We start from the raw sequence: 13,813 nt of genomic DNA, 5'->3' as shown, positions 1-13,813 counted from the left end.
CTTTGATCCCAACGGTTATCCACAAGGGCAAGTATAAATGCATATCTCAGTCAACGGAAATACATACCTCAGTAAATACCGTTGCATATCACAGTATTAGATAATGCATACGTCAGTCAACATTTAACACGCTATAGTCAATGCTGAGCCCCCTTAAGACCAGTCAACACGGGGGCTCAAACGATCCGGGGATCTCTTTATGATCTCACTATGATCTCTATAGGATCATTTATTGGATCGACACTATGAATAACTCTGCCAGACCAGTTCACATCAAAATTGACGTAAGTCCGTCACCTGGTGTGATATTTTTAATACACCTCGCGATGAGTTCATCGTCATGATGTCGCACTACTCCCCGACCAGATCAAATCTTGACTGTAGTACGTAACCTTCATCGGCTCTTTTGGCCACTCTGAATAATAGAATCGCATACCACAGTCAATATATTGCATGCCACAGTGAATATTCACAGCAGGAAAGATTTAGTGTGCGTAATTGGCATCAGCGCGTCAGTGCTTTCAGTAAGTTCAGCTCTTTTCCGCTTCCTCAACGCTTTCTCACGGAGCGCGAAAGCGTTCTGCGGCGAGCGGTAGTAACTATTATTGACTGCGGTATGCAGTATCCGTGAAATCTCATCTGATCTAGATCGATAACTGCCTATTTCGTGAGCAACTTTGCATGTTTTAGTTCACTTTGCGTTTTTATTGTTGCTTTGCATTAAATTCCAAGATTTAATAAAATAATGCAAAGTGATGATTAAAGGATGCTCAATATGGGACTAATGGATACACTTAACCAGTGCATAACCGCTGGCCACGAAATGACTAAAGCAATTGCGATTGCCCAATTCAATGATGACAGCCCTGAGGCTCGCAAAATTACCCGCCGCTGGAGGATTGGTGAAGCCGCTGATTTAGTTGGGGTATCGTCTCAGGCCATCAGGGATGCAGAGAAAGCAGGCCGTCTGCCACACCCCGATCTTGAAACCCGCGGCAGAGTTGAACAACGTGTCGGCTATACCATCGAACAAATCAATCACATGCGGGATGTTTTTGGTACCCGTCTGCGGCGTTCAGAGGATGCCTTCCCACCGGTTATCGGCGTCGCCGCTCACAAAGGTGGCGTTTATAAAACGTCGGTTTCTGTTCACCTTGCTCAGGATCTTGCTCTGAAAGGGTTACGTGTTTTGCTTGTTGAAGGCAACGACCCGCAAGGAACAGCATCGATGTATCACGGATGGGTACCCGATCTCCATATTCATGCTGAAGACACGTTACTCCCCTTCTATCTTGGCGAAAAAGATGATGCCAGCTATGCGGTAAAACCTACCTGCTGGCCAGGTCTCGATATCATTCCATCCTGCCTGGCATTACATCGGATTGAAACCGAACTGATGGGTAAGTTTGATGAAGGAAAACTGCCAACCGATCCGCATCTGATGCTGCGTTTAGCCATTGAAACAGTGGCTCATGACTATGATGTCATCGTGATCGACAGCGCACCCAACCTGGGTATAGGTACTATCAATGTGGTTTGTGCGGCCGACGTGCTGATTGTACCAACGCCTGCAGAATTATTCGATTACACCTCCGCTCTGCAGTTTTTTGACATGCTGCGTGACTTATTGAAGAACGTTGATCTGAAAGGATTTGAGCCGGATGTCCGCATCCTGTTAACTAAATACTCTAACAACAATGGTTCGCAGTCTCCCTGGATGGAAGAGCAGATCCGAGATGCCTGGGGAAGTATGGTTTTGAAGAATGTTGTCCGCGAAACGGATGAAGTCGGTAAAGGTCAGATCCGTATGAGAACGGTTTTCGAACAGGCTATCGATCAGCGTTCCTCCACTGGCGCCTGGCGTAATGCACTGTCTATCTGGGAGCCTGTTTGCAACGAAATTTTTGATCGCCTGATTAAACCACGTTGGGAGATTAGATAATGAAACGCGCCCCCGTCATTCCAAAACATTCTGCGAGTACCGCACCTGCGGAAGTGGCAACGTCCCCCGCTCCGGCCGCGCCAATGGTTGATTCGTTGATTGCTCGTGTTGGGGCAATGGCCCGTGGAAATGCAATCGCTCTGCCTGTATGTGGGCGAGAAGTCAAATTTACACTGGAAGTTATCCCAGGTAGCTCGGTTGAAGGTAACTCCAGAGTCTGGTCAGGTAATGAACGTGATCAGGAGCTTCTGACAGAAGACGCTCTGGACGACCTGATACCATCCTTCTTACTGGCAGGCCAGCAAACACCTGCTTTCGGGCGTCGGGTTTCAGGTGTTATTGAGATTGCGGATGGTAGTCGTCGACGAAAAGCTGCCATCCTGACATCCAGTGACTATCGGATCCTTGTCGGCGACCTTGATGATGAACAAATGGCGGCGCTGTCACGGCTAGGTAATGACTATCGTCCAACCAGCGCCTATGAACGAGGGCATCGTTATGCAACTCGCCTGCAGAATGAATTTGCCGGCAATATCTCTGCGCTTGCCGATGCCGAAAACATCTCGCGCAAGATTATCAGTCGCTGTATCAATACATCCAGATTGCCAAAATCGGTTGTTGCCCTCTTCTCTCATCCTGGGGAACTTTCAGCCCGGGCAGGTGAAACCCTCTTTAAAGCTTTTGCCGATAAAGAGGAATTACTGATAAAACAGGCTGCTAACCTGCATGGGCAAAAGAAAGCGGGAGTGATTTTTGAAGCCGATGAGGTTATTACTTTACTGACCGCTGTTCTGAAAAATACACCTGCGGTTAGATCTAATCTGAGCTCGCGGCATCAATACGCACCAGGTGCATCTGCTCTCTACAAGGGGGATAAAGTTATACTGAACCTCGACAGAACGCGCTTGCCTGCAGAATGTATTGAAAGAATTGAAGCCATTTTAAAAGAACTGGGATCTACAGCTTCATAACATACCGAACGGTGGAGAATTTTAATTTCAGAAGTTCTTCACCATAACGACCCTTATTCTTTATTGGTTACCCTTTCTATATTTCCCTAATCATCCGCCATCAGTTATCTGGGACCGCGGTCCCACTTAGTCAATGTACCCATCGGCGCTCAGCCCGCTGGGATCGCGGTCCCACCTTTATCAATGCACCCACCGGCAGTCAGCCAGCTGACACCGTGGTCCCACTTAGTTAAAGCACCCATCGGCGGTCAGCCAGCTGGCACCGTGGCCCCACTTAATCAATACACCCACCGGCGGTCAGTCAGCTGGGACTGTGGTCCCACTTAGTTAATGCACCCATCGGCGGTCAGCCAGCTGGGACCGTGGTCCCACTTAGTTAATGCACCGAGCGGCGGTCAGCCAACTGGGACCGTGGTCCCACTTAGTTAATGCACCCATCGGCGGTCAGCCAGCTGGGACCGTGGTCCCACTTAGTTAATGCACCGAGCGGCGGTCAGCCAGCTGGGACCGTGGTCCCACTTAGTTAATGCACCGAGCGGCGGTCAGCCAGCTGGGACCGTGGCCCACTTAGTTAATGCACCCATCGGCGGTCAGCCAGCTGGGATCGCGGTCCCACCTAGTCAATGCATCCACCGTCGGTCAGCCTGCTGGGACCGTGGTCCCACATAATCAATGCTGCTACCGTTGTTCTGCCTGCTGGTACCGTGGTCCCATTTAATCAATGATCCCACTGCCAGTCGGTCAGCTCGGACCGTGGTCCTACATAATCAATGTTCCTACCGTCGGCCAGCCTGCTGGGACCGTGGTCCCATTTGAACATAATGCTGCTCACATTACCCTGCCGGCCTACACTCACCGTCAAATAAACGAAGGATATGGAAGCACTCCGCATCTGCAGGCCGGCAGTGAGTGAAAAGATATTGCTCGGCAGGAAACAAATAATTTCCTCGGCGGCTATCCCTCCAGGCCGATCGGTCTCAGGAGTATCTGGCCCGTTACGTACAGTATTTCAGAGCTACGGGTTAGGAAAGGGGCTACGATGGCATGACCGACACAGTATATGCCAACCATCTAATAGGCGGAGGTAGCTATATTGATTATCCGTAAAAACGGAGGATAAAACCGGGAGAGGGCTGTATAACTGATCGCAATTACCTGAGTATCCATCATGAAGAAGCTATGACGTTTTCAATCTGAGGAGGGAAACTTAGCTTTTCTGCGTTGCAGCTCTGATTTGAACGCCTCAAGCTGACAGGTGTTGATTTTTATCCACTCATGGCTGGTCATACCGCCTCGAGAAAAAACCCGCACTCGCCATTCAGGATTTTCCCAGTTGGCAACACGCTGCACGTCTCCGATGCCGAAGTAGGAGAGTGGGTATATTCGAATATACTTATCCCATAGAATATAGATCACAGGTATGGAGATGATGGCCAGAGTTACCAAAGTTATCATTTGCATTCCTTTAATTTGCCAGAGTTATTGATAAAAGAGTGATACCCGGTTTTTTAAACGATAAGTTATTTTTCTTCTCATGGAAAGCTGGATGAGCTGTCCATAGCTCATCGATGAATAACTTTTCCTGTTTTGCATGTTCCCATCCTGGTGGCCATGCAAGCCAGACCCGGGCTGAGCCATGCCGGGTTAAAACCTGGCAACCGGTAACTCTTTCCAGCGGGTTGTATATGCCGGCGACAACATCTCCCGCTTCATCTGCCACTCAGGAGCAATACCTCTGCCGGCAAACCAGATCTTACCAAGCCCTGAGTGATTAATGCCATCGAGGACTTTCATCAGTTCATCACTGTGCGGCCGCGGCTGTATCTCATCGAACAGGTTCAGCTGAGAGACTCCATTTGGACTGAAATCGTTCAGCATGACGCCGGCTTTTGCGTAGCGATGGCCAGGTACCCAGATCCTGTCCAGCGCGTTAACCGCAGCAGCGATAATGTCCCGGGTATCGCGCGTTGGCGTACTCAGTTTTTCCGTCGAGATATTTCCGTAGTACGGCTCTTTGACGGCGAACGGCGAGGTTTTGATGAATGCGGAAATGTGCCGGCAGTACTGGCGCTCACCGCGCAGTTTTTCAGCTGCCCGCTCAGCGTACTGACATATGGCCTGGCGGAGCTCATCATAGGTGGTGATCCGCTGCCCGAAGCTGCGACTGCAGACGATCTGCTGTTTGGGCGGCGTTGCTTCCTCCAGCGAAATGCAGCTCTCTCCGTTCAGCTCCCGGACCGTTCGCTCGAGTACCACGTTAAAGTTTTTCCGGATGAACGTCGGGTTAGTCAGGGACAGCTGCAGCGCCGTGGTGATCCCCATCACTTTCAGTTTCTTCGCTATCCGGTTTCCAACCCCCCATATTTCTTCAACCGGCTGCAGGGATAGCAGCTTTGCCGTTCGCCGCGGATTGGCCGGAGTCAGCGCCAGCACGCCGCGGAATTGCGGCCACTCTTTTGATGCCCACTGCGCCGACTTCGCCAGCGTTTTTGTGGCGCCGATACCGACTCCGATCGTCAGGCCGGTGCCATTGCGAACGTGCTCACGCAGCTGCGTGCCGAAGGCTTCCAGGTCTATACAGTGGTTGATACCGCTGACGTCCAGGAAGCATTCGTCGATGGAGTACTGCTCAACGCGGGGAGATAACTCTTCCAGCAGCGCAACCACGCGGTTACTGAGGCTCGCATAAAGCTCATAATTACTGGAGAACACGTGCAGCTTCTCAGGGAACTGTGTGTCCTTCAGCTGGAACCACGGGGTGCCCATCTTGATGCCCAGTCGGCGTTTGGCTTCCGCGCTTCGGGCGATTACACAGCCATCGTTATTACTAAGGCAAACCACTGGTTTTCCTCGCAAATCAGGGCGAAACACCTTCTCGCAGCTGGCATAGAACGAATTCACGTCGGCCAGGGCGTACATCAGTCCGTATCCCGTGTTTTATGAATAAACGCGGTCACCACGCCAAATATCTGCAGCGTTTCCGGGTCCGGGTACAGGTTAGGATAAGCCGGGTTCATCGCCTGCAGGGCAGGGCGGGGGGTCAGCAGAAGCCGCTTGACGGTAAACTCCCCTTCAATCTCGGCAATAACGATATCGCCATGCCGGGGTTTTTCCGCTTTATCGACGACCATCAGATCGCCGGAATACAGACCGATGTCCGTCATCGAGTTTCCGATGGCCCTGACGAAATAGGTCGAGTGGCGCCGGCGAATACAATACTCGTTGAGGTCCAGTTCTGATTCGGTGTAATCGGCTGCAGGGGAGGGGAAGCCTGCCGCGCATCGTTCAGTGAAAAGCGGAAGAGTAAGTATTCCGGGGTTGAGTGCTGCAGATGTGAATTTCACCGTTTTATTCCCTTTACTGTACATATATACAGTAATTATTTTACCGGCTGCTTGTTTTTGCAAGCCTCTTTACGCCTCCCCACGCTAACTCCCTGCTGTGATGGCGAAAAAAAGTGTCATGTAACAAAAACGCATGCCAGGACGGCACTGACCCCGTTATCCTGTAATATACTAATATCAAATGCATTTCATTCCCGAAGAGGTCTTTATGTCACCCGGCTTCAGAAATGTTCTCCGGTTTGCCGGCGTCCCGGTCGACAGCAGTGAACCTGTACGCAGAAAATACGGCAGTCAACTGATTGGCATTGTCACCGTGTGCCTGCTTCCGCTTCTGGTGTTCGACGTCCCGCTGTGGATCTTCGTGTTGTCACAGGTTATCTGGGGGGCGGGGGTTTATATCGGCCTGTCCCTGGTCGGAGACAAGCCCCGGCCACGCTGATATTCTTTTCACTCTGCTCAAAAAAAGAACAGTTAACGCGACGCCTGCCTTATGGCTCTTCTCCGCCAGCTGCCTCCAGGTTATCCACAGAGTTAAACAGACGCTCTGTGGATAGCGGGTTCCCGAAAGTTTCTTCCGCCGTTCACCCGTTCACCTGTGCGTCCGCTGCCGCACGGTGCCTGTGTGGGCGCCTTTACCTCTCCTGCCCGGTACTTCAGAAAATAATGATGTCGCGCTGCTCCGCATCGATGCCGCGCCTGGCGCGGGAATAGTCACTGCCCGGAGCCAGTGTGCCGCGCCCGGGCGGACACGGGACGGGCGGCTTTTCCGCTCCTGTCCGGCGTTGTTGTGATTTTACGCCATCCACTCGCCTTTTGAGGAGCGCCCTTCAAGCCGCTTTCGCGGCATAGCCTTGCCGTCGGAAAGCCTGACGGCTGCGGTATTCCACGGTCAGCTTGACCCGTTACCGGTCGCGGCGTACAGGCTCCGGGCAGCAGGGAACGGACGTCGTACCGACGTCCTCCTGGGTGCCCCCTGTCACCACGAGGTATCCTTATGTCCCGTTTTATCCTGGGTAACTGTATCGATATTATGGGCGGCTTTCCCGATCGCGCCGTCGATTTCATTCTGACCGATCCCCCGTACCTGGTCGGCTTCCGTGACCGCGCCGGCCGCACCCTTGCCGGGGACAAAACCGACGAGTGGCTCCAGCCTGCCTGCAATCAGATGTATCGCGTACTCAAAAAAGACGCGCTGATGGTCAGTTTTTACGGCTGGAACCGCGTCGATCGTTTTATGGCCGCATGGAAAAGCGCCGGGTTCAGCGTGGTCGGGCATCTGGTGTTCACCAAAACGTACTCGTCCAAATCCGCGTTTGTCGGCTACCGCCATGAATGCGCCTATATCCTGGCGAAAGGGCGCCCGCCGCTGCCGCAGGACCCGCTGCCGGACGTGCTGAGCTGGAAATACAGCGGCAACCGCCACCACCCGACCGAAAAACCCGTTACCAGCCTGCAACCTCTGATCGAGAGCTTCACACACCCGAACGCCATTGTTCTCGATCCGTTTGCCGGCTCAGGCTCCACCTGCGTGGCAGCCCTCCAGTCTGGGCGCCGTTACATCGGCATTGAACTGATGGAGCAGTACCACAAAGCGGGGATTGCCCGCCTGTCAGCGGTACAGCGCGCCATGCAGCGCCCGGCCGCCAACGACGTCTTTTATCCGGAGGCCGCGTAATGAACTACGGCGGACACGAAACCCTGCGCCGCGATATGGCCGGGCTGGCGAACAACCTGTGCGACCTGAAAACCACCCTCACTGTGCTGGAAGAAAAGTATCACTACCGGCATGACGGGCTGCCTGAACGGCTGGCTGGCATGAGTCTGCGGCGTATCAGCGAACTGCTGGACAAGGCATTCAATATCGCCCTGATGCTGGATGAAAGTTTTCAGGACTGACAGCGGGCGGCGGTGCCGCCCCACAGTATCAACGGAGAAAAAATATGTACGGAACCTGTGAAACCCTCTGCCGGTTGCTGAATGAGCACTATCCCGCAGAAACCCCGCTGAACCTGATTGTCTGGTCCCCGGAGGATATCGAAGCGCTGGCCGGCGGGATGGAATGTGTCGTTTCTGAACAGGACATAAAGGCGGTGCTGGAGCGCATGGACGCCATACCGGAAGACCAGCGGCTTGAGTCGGGTGTGTCTGCCGGTGCGGTGATGAGCCTGATCGAGGAAGTGAAAGAGGCCGTTGCGGGAGTCCTGGTGCCGGCTGACCTGCTCGAAACCCTGCTGACGACCGCCGAACAGGCGTTATGGCACAGGGAATGGGCCGCCCGGGATGATAACCATCCGGTGCCGGAAAGCGTGACCCGTCGCCTTTCTGATACGGCGAAAGTGCGCGCATTACTGAAAAACTGAAATCTGCACGCCGCCCGGGCGGCGTGTCATTAACCTGTTTCGAGGACGATACCATGCAGGAAACCACCACACTAAACGCCCTGGTGATGCGCCGCGCGCGTGATCTGATAGCTGATTATGGATGGCCTGACCATACCGATGTTGATCAGCGTGATCCGGTAAACAAACCCGGATGGATAAGCATGTATGTCCGTCTGGATGCGGCAAATATGGTTCATCTGCTTCCTTTGCTTTGTACCGGTGGCGTACCCGCAGAGCTGCAAACTGCCATGACAAAAATAGCCGGGACGCCCGCGCAGATTATTTTATCCGGCAGCCGTTATGCAGACGCACCACAGCTTCCGGAGGACGGGACACAAATATCCTTTCCCTGGGCCGGGGAATGGCTGACGGAGCCGGAAATTCACGCTGTAACCGATTGTCTGTTTCATGCCGTCCGGAATATCTCCCGGCAGGTTCGGGAGGATGCTCGCCGGATAGAGGCCGCGCTGACCACTCGCGGGGAAACGCTGTTTTACCGCCAGACACGAAATTTCCGTCTGGTTGTGAAAGAAAATGATATGCCCTGCTGGCTGGACGAGGATGACGACAATGTACCGGTGGTGCTTGATGCCATCCTCAACAAAGGCGCGCGCTACAGTGCCGTTGAGTTCTTTGTTATCAGCGACAAAGTGGATCAGATCCTGGCGTGTGGGCAGATGTGCGATGTGTTACGTACTCCGGGAGAGCCTCCGCGCCGGTGGATGGATTTAACCCTGCTACATGAGGTCATGGCAGAAGCGCGCGCAGAAATCACCCTTGTCTGCAATGCATTTTCAACAATCCGATCAGTGTAAGGAACCGCCGGGGGGAGGAAAGGGGAGTCCTTCCCTTTTTTGCCTGCCGGCGTAAGAGGACCAGTGCTAAAAGGATGTCCCCGTGCCGGCTCCGCGTTCACCCGGCCCGGTTTCCGGGCCTTATCGGTGAAAACCACTCTCTGATATCACTGTGGCGTATGCGGGCTGTGCCGTGCCTCCATCGTAGCCGGGCTGTCGCGAATGCAAGGGTGCGCTTCGCCGCGGCGGTCACCCGGTCCCTCCTTCCCGTCAGCCGGGTTCTTCCGGTCGTTCGCCCGCTCAGTTTTCACGGACTCACCCTTCAGCTCCCGCCTGCCGTGTGCGTCAGGCTGCGGCTTCCCTTGCGCCCCTGCATTCCCGACTGACCGCCCGTCTGTTATGGAGGCACGGCACCGCCCGGTGTCGCAGTCCATGTGATTACGGAGGTTTTTACCATGCAGTTGAAAACGCGCGCGGTCCTGAATGTTGAAGAGTCCGATCGACTTTCCTTCCTGCCGTACATGTTCGGCAATGATTTTATGATCGCGGAGTTACAGGTGTACGCCCTGGCGAAAAAACTGATGCCGGAGTATGAAGGTTGTTTCTGGTACTTCATTCGGCTGCCGGAAGGCGGTGGCTACATGATGCCGGATTGTGGGCGAGTACATCTGGTTCACACGGAAAACTGGTTCGATCGTACCGTCAGTGCCGACGCGGCGGGCATTATCCTGACCAGCATGGCTGTTAACCGTCGTCTGGCGGCCTGGCATGATTGCAATAACCCGGCCCTGACCCACCTTTACATGCTGCGTGATGCCCAGCTCTGGAATCACATTACCTTTCACCCGGAATGCCACGCCATTTACGCCGCGCTGGAATGATTAACGACCTGGATGGCATGTTTTCAGAGACTGCATAATACACGGCGGGGGAATCCCGCCGGTTAAGGATGATACGGATGAATATTGCGCCAGAATCCCGCGAAATACTGCGACAGTACAAAGCCCTGATCAATGCCCGCCGCCGTGATTCCGGCCAGCGGGAACTGACAACCGCGCAGGTCATGGATGAAATCTGCGAATATATGACCTGTCAGTGTGCCGTGTATCTCGGCGGTCATTTCATCTTACAGGGTGGAAAAGAACAGTAGACTGGATGCCAGGCGTCGGGCAGGAGGGCGCCTGTCAGCCCGCGCGAAAACCCGGGCAGGCTGCGCCTGCCGGAGAGGCGTCTCGCCGCGCCTGCGGCGCCGCACTCGCGCTCTCCGTTACCAGGCGACAGGATCGGCGAAAGGGTATACTCTCCGCTAAGTTGTTTCTTACCCGGTAATGCCGATGTCAAAGTGGAATATCGCCTCTTTCTCAAAAGAAGATCAGGACAAAGTCTCCGTCGATAAAGCGGCCGCTGCCGTCGCATGGCAGGAGCGTATGAACAAGCCTGTTGTGCCCGAGCTCGCGGCGCGTGAACAGCCAGAGCATCTCCGTGAATATTTCCAGGAGAGATTGCGTATTCACAGGCTGAACAGCCAGCAGCTGCCGCGCGCAAATGCACCTGAATATCAGAAGCCAGAAGAAGGTTAAGGAGAGTGGGTCAGTGGAGGGAAAAAGTATGCGTATGTCAGTCATGTTTGCTGTCGTTGCTCTGTTTACCGGGATTAACCTTTTGTATAACCCGTTTCAGCCTGTCCCCGCATTATGGGGGGCAACCCTGTCCGTTGCTTTTGTCCTGATAAACGTAGTGGCAGATAAAATGCGTCTCTGGACTGGCGTGGCATGGATTATCGTTGCCGGCATCGTCATGACGATGATGCTGAAGGGGAAAGAACCGGGTAACGAATTAAGAATGGTGATTAACGTTTTTGCTTTCCTGAGTTCAGCCTGGTACAGCGTTGCGCTGTACAGAAAAGAAAAACATTTTCGTTCCTGACGTGCCCGTTTGCGTAATTGTATGTGACCTCACTACCCGTTTGCATTTTACTTGACCTTCGCCAACACAATGCAACCAGGTTGACAGGCAGCTAAGAGCGAAAAGCAGACGCCTGCATGAAGTGAACAGACGCCCGTTAAAATTACTTAACCCGTTTCCCTGTTTCGTCAATGACCTTTTCGCCATCTTCTTTGGTAAAAGCGCTTTTCTGAGCTTCAGGCAGAATATCCAACACAATTTCTGAAGGGCGGCAAAGACGAGTTCCAAGCGGCGTTACTACAACCGGTCGATTAATCAGGATCGGATGCTGAAGCATAAAATCAATCAACTGCTCATCAGAAAATTTGTCTTCATCAAGACCCAACTGCTCATAGGGTTCGACGTTCTTACGCAGCAATGCACGTACTCCAATACCCATATCTGAAATCAGTTTGATAAGTTCATCACGAGTCGGGGGAGTATCGAGATAATAAATAATGGTTGGTTCGTTACCGCTGTTACGGATCATCTCCAGCGTGTTACGTGAGGTCCCACAGGCCGGATTGTGATAGATGGTAATGTTGCTCATATCTGTATCTCATTACAAAGTGACGGAGAGCCGCAACGCCAGCGCGGCCAGAGTGACAAACAGCACGGGCAGAGTCATGATTATGCCGGTGCGGAAGTAATACCCCCAGGTGATGGTCATGTTTTTCTGTGCCAACACATGAAGCCATAACAGGGTTGCCAGACTGCCTATCGGGGTGATTTTAGGACCTAAATCGCAGCCAATCACATTGGCATAAATCATCGCCTCTCTGGCTATGCCGGACGCAGTGCTCCCGTCTATAGACAATGCGCCAATGAGTACCGTCGGCATATTGTTCATCACAGACGACAGGAACGCAGTCAGGAAGCCGGTACCGAACGTAGCGGCCCATAAACCTTTGTCGGCACTGTTGCAAAGTTAGCGATGAGGCAGCCTTTTGTCTTATTCAAAGGCCTTACATTTCAAAAACTCTGCTTACCAGGCGCATTTCGCCCAGGGGATCACCATAATAAAATGCTGAGGCCTGGCCTTTGCGTAGTGCACGCATCACCTCAATACCTTTGATGGTGGCGTAAGCCGTCTTCATGGATTTAAATCCCAGCGTGGCGCCGATTATCCGTTTCAGTTTGCCATGATCGCATTCAATCACGTTGTTCCGGTACTTAATCTGTCGGTGTTCAACGTCAGACGGGCACCGGCCTTCGCGTTTGAGCAGAGCAAGCGCGCGACCATAGGCGGGCGCTTTATCCGTGTTGATGAATCGCGGGATCTGCCACTTCTTCACGTTGTTGAGGATTTTACCCAGAAACCGGTATGCAGCTTTGCTGTTACGACGGGAGGAGAGATAAAAATCGACAGTGCGGCCCCGGCTGTCGACGGCCCGGTACAGATACGCCCAGCGGCCATTGACCTTCACGTAGGTTTCATCCATGTGCCACGGGCAAAGATCGGAAGGGTTACGCCAGTACCAGCGCAGCCGTTTTTCCATTTCAGGCGCATAACGCTGAACCCAGCGGTAAATCGTGGAGTGATCGACATTCACTCCGCGTTCAGCCAGCATCTCCTGCAGCTCACGGTAACTGATGCCGTATTTGCAGTACCAGCGTACGGCCCACAGAATGATGTCACGCTGAAAATGCCGGCCTTTGAATGGGTTCATGTGCAGCTCCATCAGCAAAAGGGGATGATAAGTTTATCACCACCGACTATTTGCAACAGTGCCAGGATGTTCACTATTCCTAACCAGTCTTCAGTCGCTAAAGGGGTCGGTTCCGGCTGAGGGCGAAATGACACCCTAAGCGTTAGCTCTGTGTCGTTGCACGATGTCAGCGACGGTATTCTTGCTGATACCGAGCTCGCGTGCGATCCAGCGATAGCTGCGTCCCTCGGCCCTCATCGCAACCACCTTAGGCAAAAGTCGGTCTGATTTTGGTCGCACTCCGGCCTGACGACCAAGCCTCTTACCACGTGCCTTCGCAACAGCAAGGCCTGACTTGACCCGCTCGCTGATGAGATCCCGCTCAAACTCCGCAATGCCGGAAAGAAACGTCGCCAGCATTCGTCCATACGGCGACGAAAGATCGAACGCCATTCCATTCATGGCTATCACGGAAACCTTCCAGTTCTCCAGTTCACGTAGCGTATTGAGCAGATCGAGCGTCGAGCGCCCCCACCGGGAAAGCTCAGTGACCAGGATTGCATCAATTTGTCTGGACTGGGCAAGCGCCAGGACTTTCTTTCGCTCGGCCCGGTCGAGTTTAGTTCCTGAACCTGTTTCCTTAAATATTCCCACCACGTCGTAGCCGGCACGGCCGGCGAAGGCTCGCAGATCAAATTCCTGGCGTTCACAAGACTGATCCGCTGTTGAAACCCGGCAGTAAATGGCGGCACGATGTCCCAATTGAACCCTCCTGGATTTTTGTATCG

17 protein-coding genes and 1 pseudogene are annotated in these 13,813 nt (G+C 53.3%); 11 read left to right on the top strand and 7 right to left on the bottom strand.

Going from position 1 to position 13,813, the window contains the following annotated elements; all coding sequences use genetic code 11:
• The first annotated feature begins 775 nt into the window (after positions 1-775).
• Entirely contained in the window at positions 776-1,942 is a 1,167-nt protein-coding gene (gene sopA / locus DA718_RS30240) for a plasmid-partitioning protein SopA (RefSeq protein ID WP_064349905.1), read from the top strand.
• Positions 1,942-2,913, top strand: coding sequence for a ParB/RepB/Spo0J family plasmid partition protein (locus tag DA718_RS30235; RefSeq protein WP_064349907.1), 972 nt, complete (start codon positions 1,942-1,944; stop codon positions 2,911-2,913). The genes sopA and DA718_RS30235 overlap by 1 nt, the downstream gene beginning before the upstream one ends.
• A 1,188-nt stretch (positions 2,914-4,101) precedes the next feature.
• Here DA718_RS30235 and DA718_RS30230 read toward each other — a convergent pair.
• The 3 genes from DA718_RS30230 to umuD form a co-directional block, all read right to left on the bottom strand.
• On the bottom strand, positions 4,102-4,368 hold the full coding sequence (locus DA718_RS30230; protein ID WP_064349910.1) for a hypothetical protein: 267 nt from the start codon (positions 4,366-4,368) through the stop codon (positions 4,102-4,104).
• 189 nt (positions 4,369-4,557) lie between these two features.
• The gene (locus tag DA718_RS30225) at positions 4,558-5,832 is read right to left on the bottom strand and encodes a Y-family DNA polymerase (protein WP_064349913.1); all 1,275 of its coding nucleotides are present in this window, start codon (positions 5,830-5,832) and stop codon (positions 4,558-4,560) included.
• A complete protein-coding gene (gene umuD / locus DA718_RS30220) occupies positions 5,832-6,281 on the bottom strand; it encodes a translesion error-prone DNA polymerase V autoproteolytic subunit (RefSeq protein ID WP_064360957.1) in 450 nt (149 codons plus the stop codon). Before umuD ends, DA718_RS30225 begins: the two co-directional genes overlap by 1 nt.
• A 184-nt stretch (positions 6,282-6,465) precedes the next feature.
• Here umuD and DA718_RS30215 point away from each other — a divergent pair, with 184 nt between their 5' ends.
• From DA718_RS30215 to DA718_RS30170, 9 genes are all read left to right on the top strand, one after another.
• Positions 6,466-6,696: a hypothetical protein gene (locus DA718_RS30215; protein WP_064360969.1), complete on the top strand. Its 231-nt coding sequence runs from the start codon at positions 6,466-6,468 to the stop codon at positions 6,694-6,696.
• Between the two features lie 555 nt (positions 6,697-7,251).
• Entirely contained in the window at positions 7,252-7,932 is a 681-nt protein-coding gene (locus tag DA718_RS30210; protein ID WP_064375853.1) for a DNA methylase, read from the top strand.
• Positions 7,932-8,153: a hypothetical protein gene (locus DA718_RS30205; protein WP_064349924.1), complete on the top strand. Its 222-nt coding sequence runs from the start codon at positions 7,932-7,934 to the stop codon at positions 8,151-8,153. The genes DA718_RS30210 and DA718_RS30205 overlap by 1 nt, the downstream gene beginning before the upstream one ends.
• A 44-nt stretch (positions 8,154-8,197) precedes the next feature.
• Complete coding sequence (locus DA718_RS30200; protein WP_064349927.1) at positions 8,198-8,617, top strand: DUF1380 family protein; 420 nt, start codon at positions 8,198-8,200, stop codon at positions 8,615-8,617.
• Between the two features lie 53 nt (positions 8,618-8,670).
• Positions 8,671-9,453: a hypothetical protein gene (locus tag DA718_RS30195; RefSeq protein WP_110277162.1), complete on the top strand. Its 783-nt coding sequence runs from the start codon at positions 8,671-8,673 to the stop codon at positions 9,451-9,453.
• 434 nt (positions 9,454-9,887) lie between these two features.
• Positions 9,888-10,313, top strand: coding sequence for an antirestriction protein (locus DA718_RS30185; protein ID WP_112216744.1), 426 nt, complete (start codon positions 9,888-9,890; stop codon positions 10,311-10,313).
• Between the two features lie 77 nt (positions 10,314-10,390).
• Positions 10,391-10,582 (top strand): hypothetical protein, encoded by a 192-nt coding sequence (locus DA718_RS30180; RefSeq protein ID WP_064349931.1) that lies wholly within the window; start codon positions 10,391-10,393, stop codon positions 10,580-10,582.
• Positions 10,583-10,766: 184 nt separating this feature from the next.
• Positions 10,767-11,012, top strand: coding sequence for a DNA polymerase III subunit theta (locus DA718_RS30175; RefSeq protein WP_165370645.1), 246 nt, complete (start codon positions 10,767-10,769; stop codon positions 11,010-11,012).
• 28 nt (positions 11,013-11,040) lie between these two features.
• Positions 11,041-11,358, top strand: coding sequence for a hypothetical protein (locus tag DA718_RS30170; protein WP_112216743.1), 318 nt, complete (start codon positions 11,041-11,043; stop codon positions 11,356-11,358).
• Positions 11,359-11,500: 142 nt separating this feature from the next.
• Here the strand turns inward: DA718_RS30170 and arsC are convergent, their stop codons facing one another.
• From arsC to DA718_RS30150, 4 genes and pseudogenes are all read right to left on the bottom strand, one after another.
• On the bottom strand, positions 11,501-11,926 hold the full coding sequence (gene arsC, locus DA718_RS30165) for a glutaredoxin-dependent arsenate reductase (protein WP_112216742.1): 426 nt from the start codon (positions 11,924-11,926) through the stop codon (positions 11,501-11,503).
• Positions 11,927-11,938: 12 nt separating this feature from the next.
• Positions 11,939-12,292, bottom strand: a pseudogene (locus tag DA718_RS30160) (ArsB/NhaD family transporter); the annotation flags it as partial.
• A gap of 49 nt (positions 12,293-12,341) precedes the next feature.
• Complete coding sequence (locus DA718_RS30155) at positions 12,342-13,046, bottom strand: IS6-like element IS26 family transposase (protein WP_001067855.1); 705 nt, start codon at positions 13,044-13,046, stop codon at positions 12,342-12,344.
• Positions 13,047-13,181: 135 nt separating this feature from the next.
• Complete coding sequence (locus DA718_RS30150) at positions 13,182-13,787, bottom strand: recombinase family protein (RefSeq protein ID WP_000509966.1); 606 nt, start codon at positions 13,785-13,787, stop codon at positions 13,182-13,184.
• Positions 13,788-13,813 lie beyond the last annotated feature (26 nt).

This window comes from Klebsiella huaxiensis (assembly GCF_003261575.2).
In the GTDB taxonomy this organism is placed as follows: Bacteria; Pseudomonadota; Gammaproteobacteria; order Enterobacterales; family Enterobacteriaceae; genus Klebsiella; species Klebsiella huaxiensis.
This window is presented reverse-complemented; position numbering and strand designations above follow the sequence as displayed.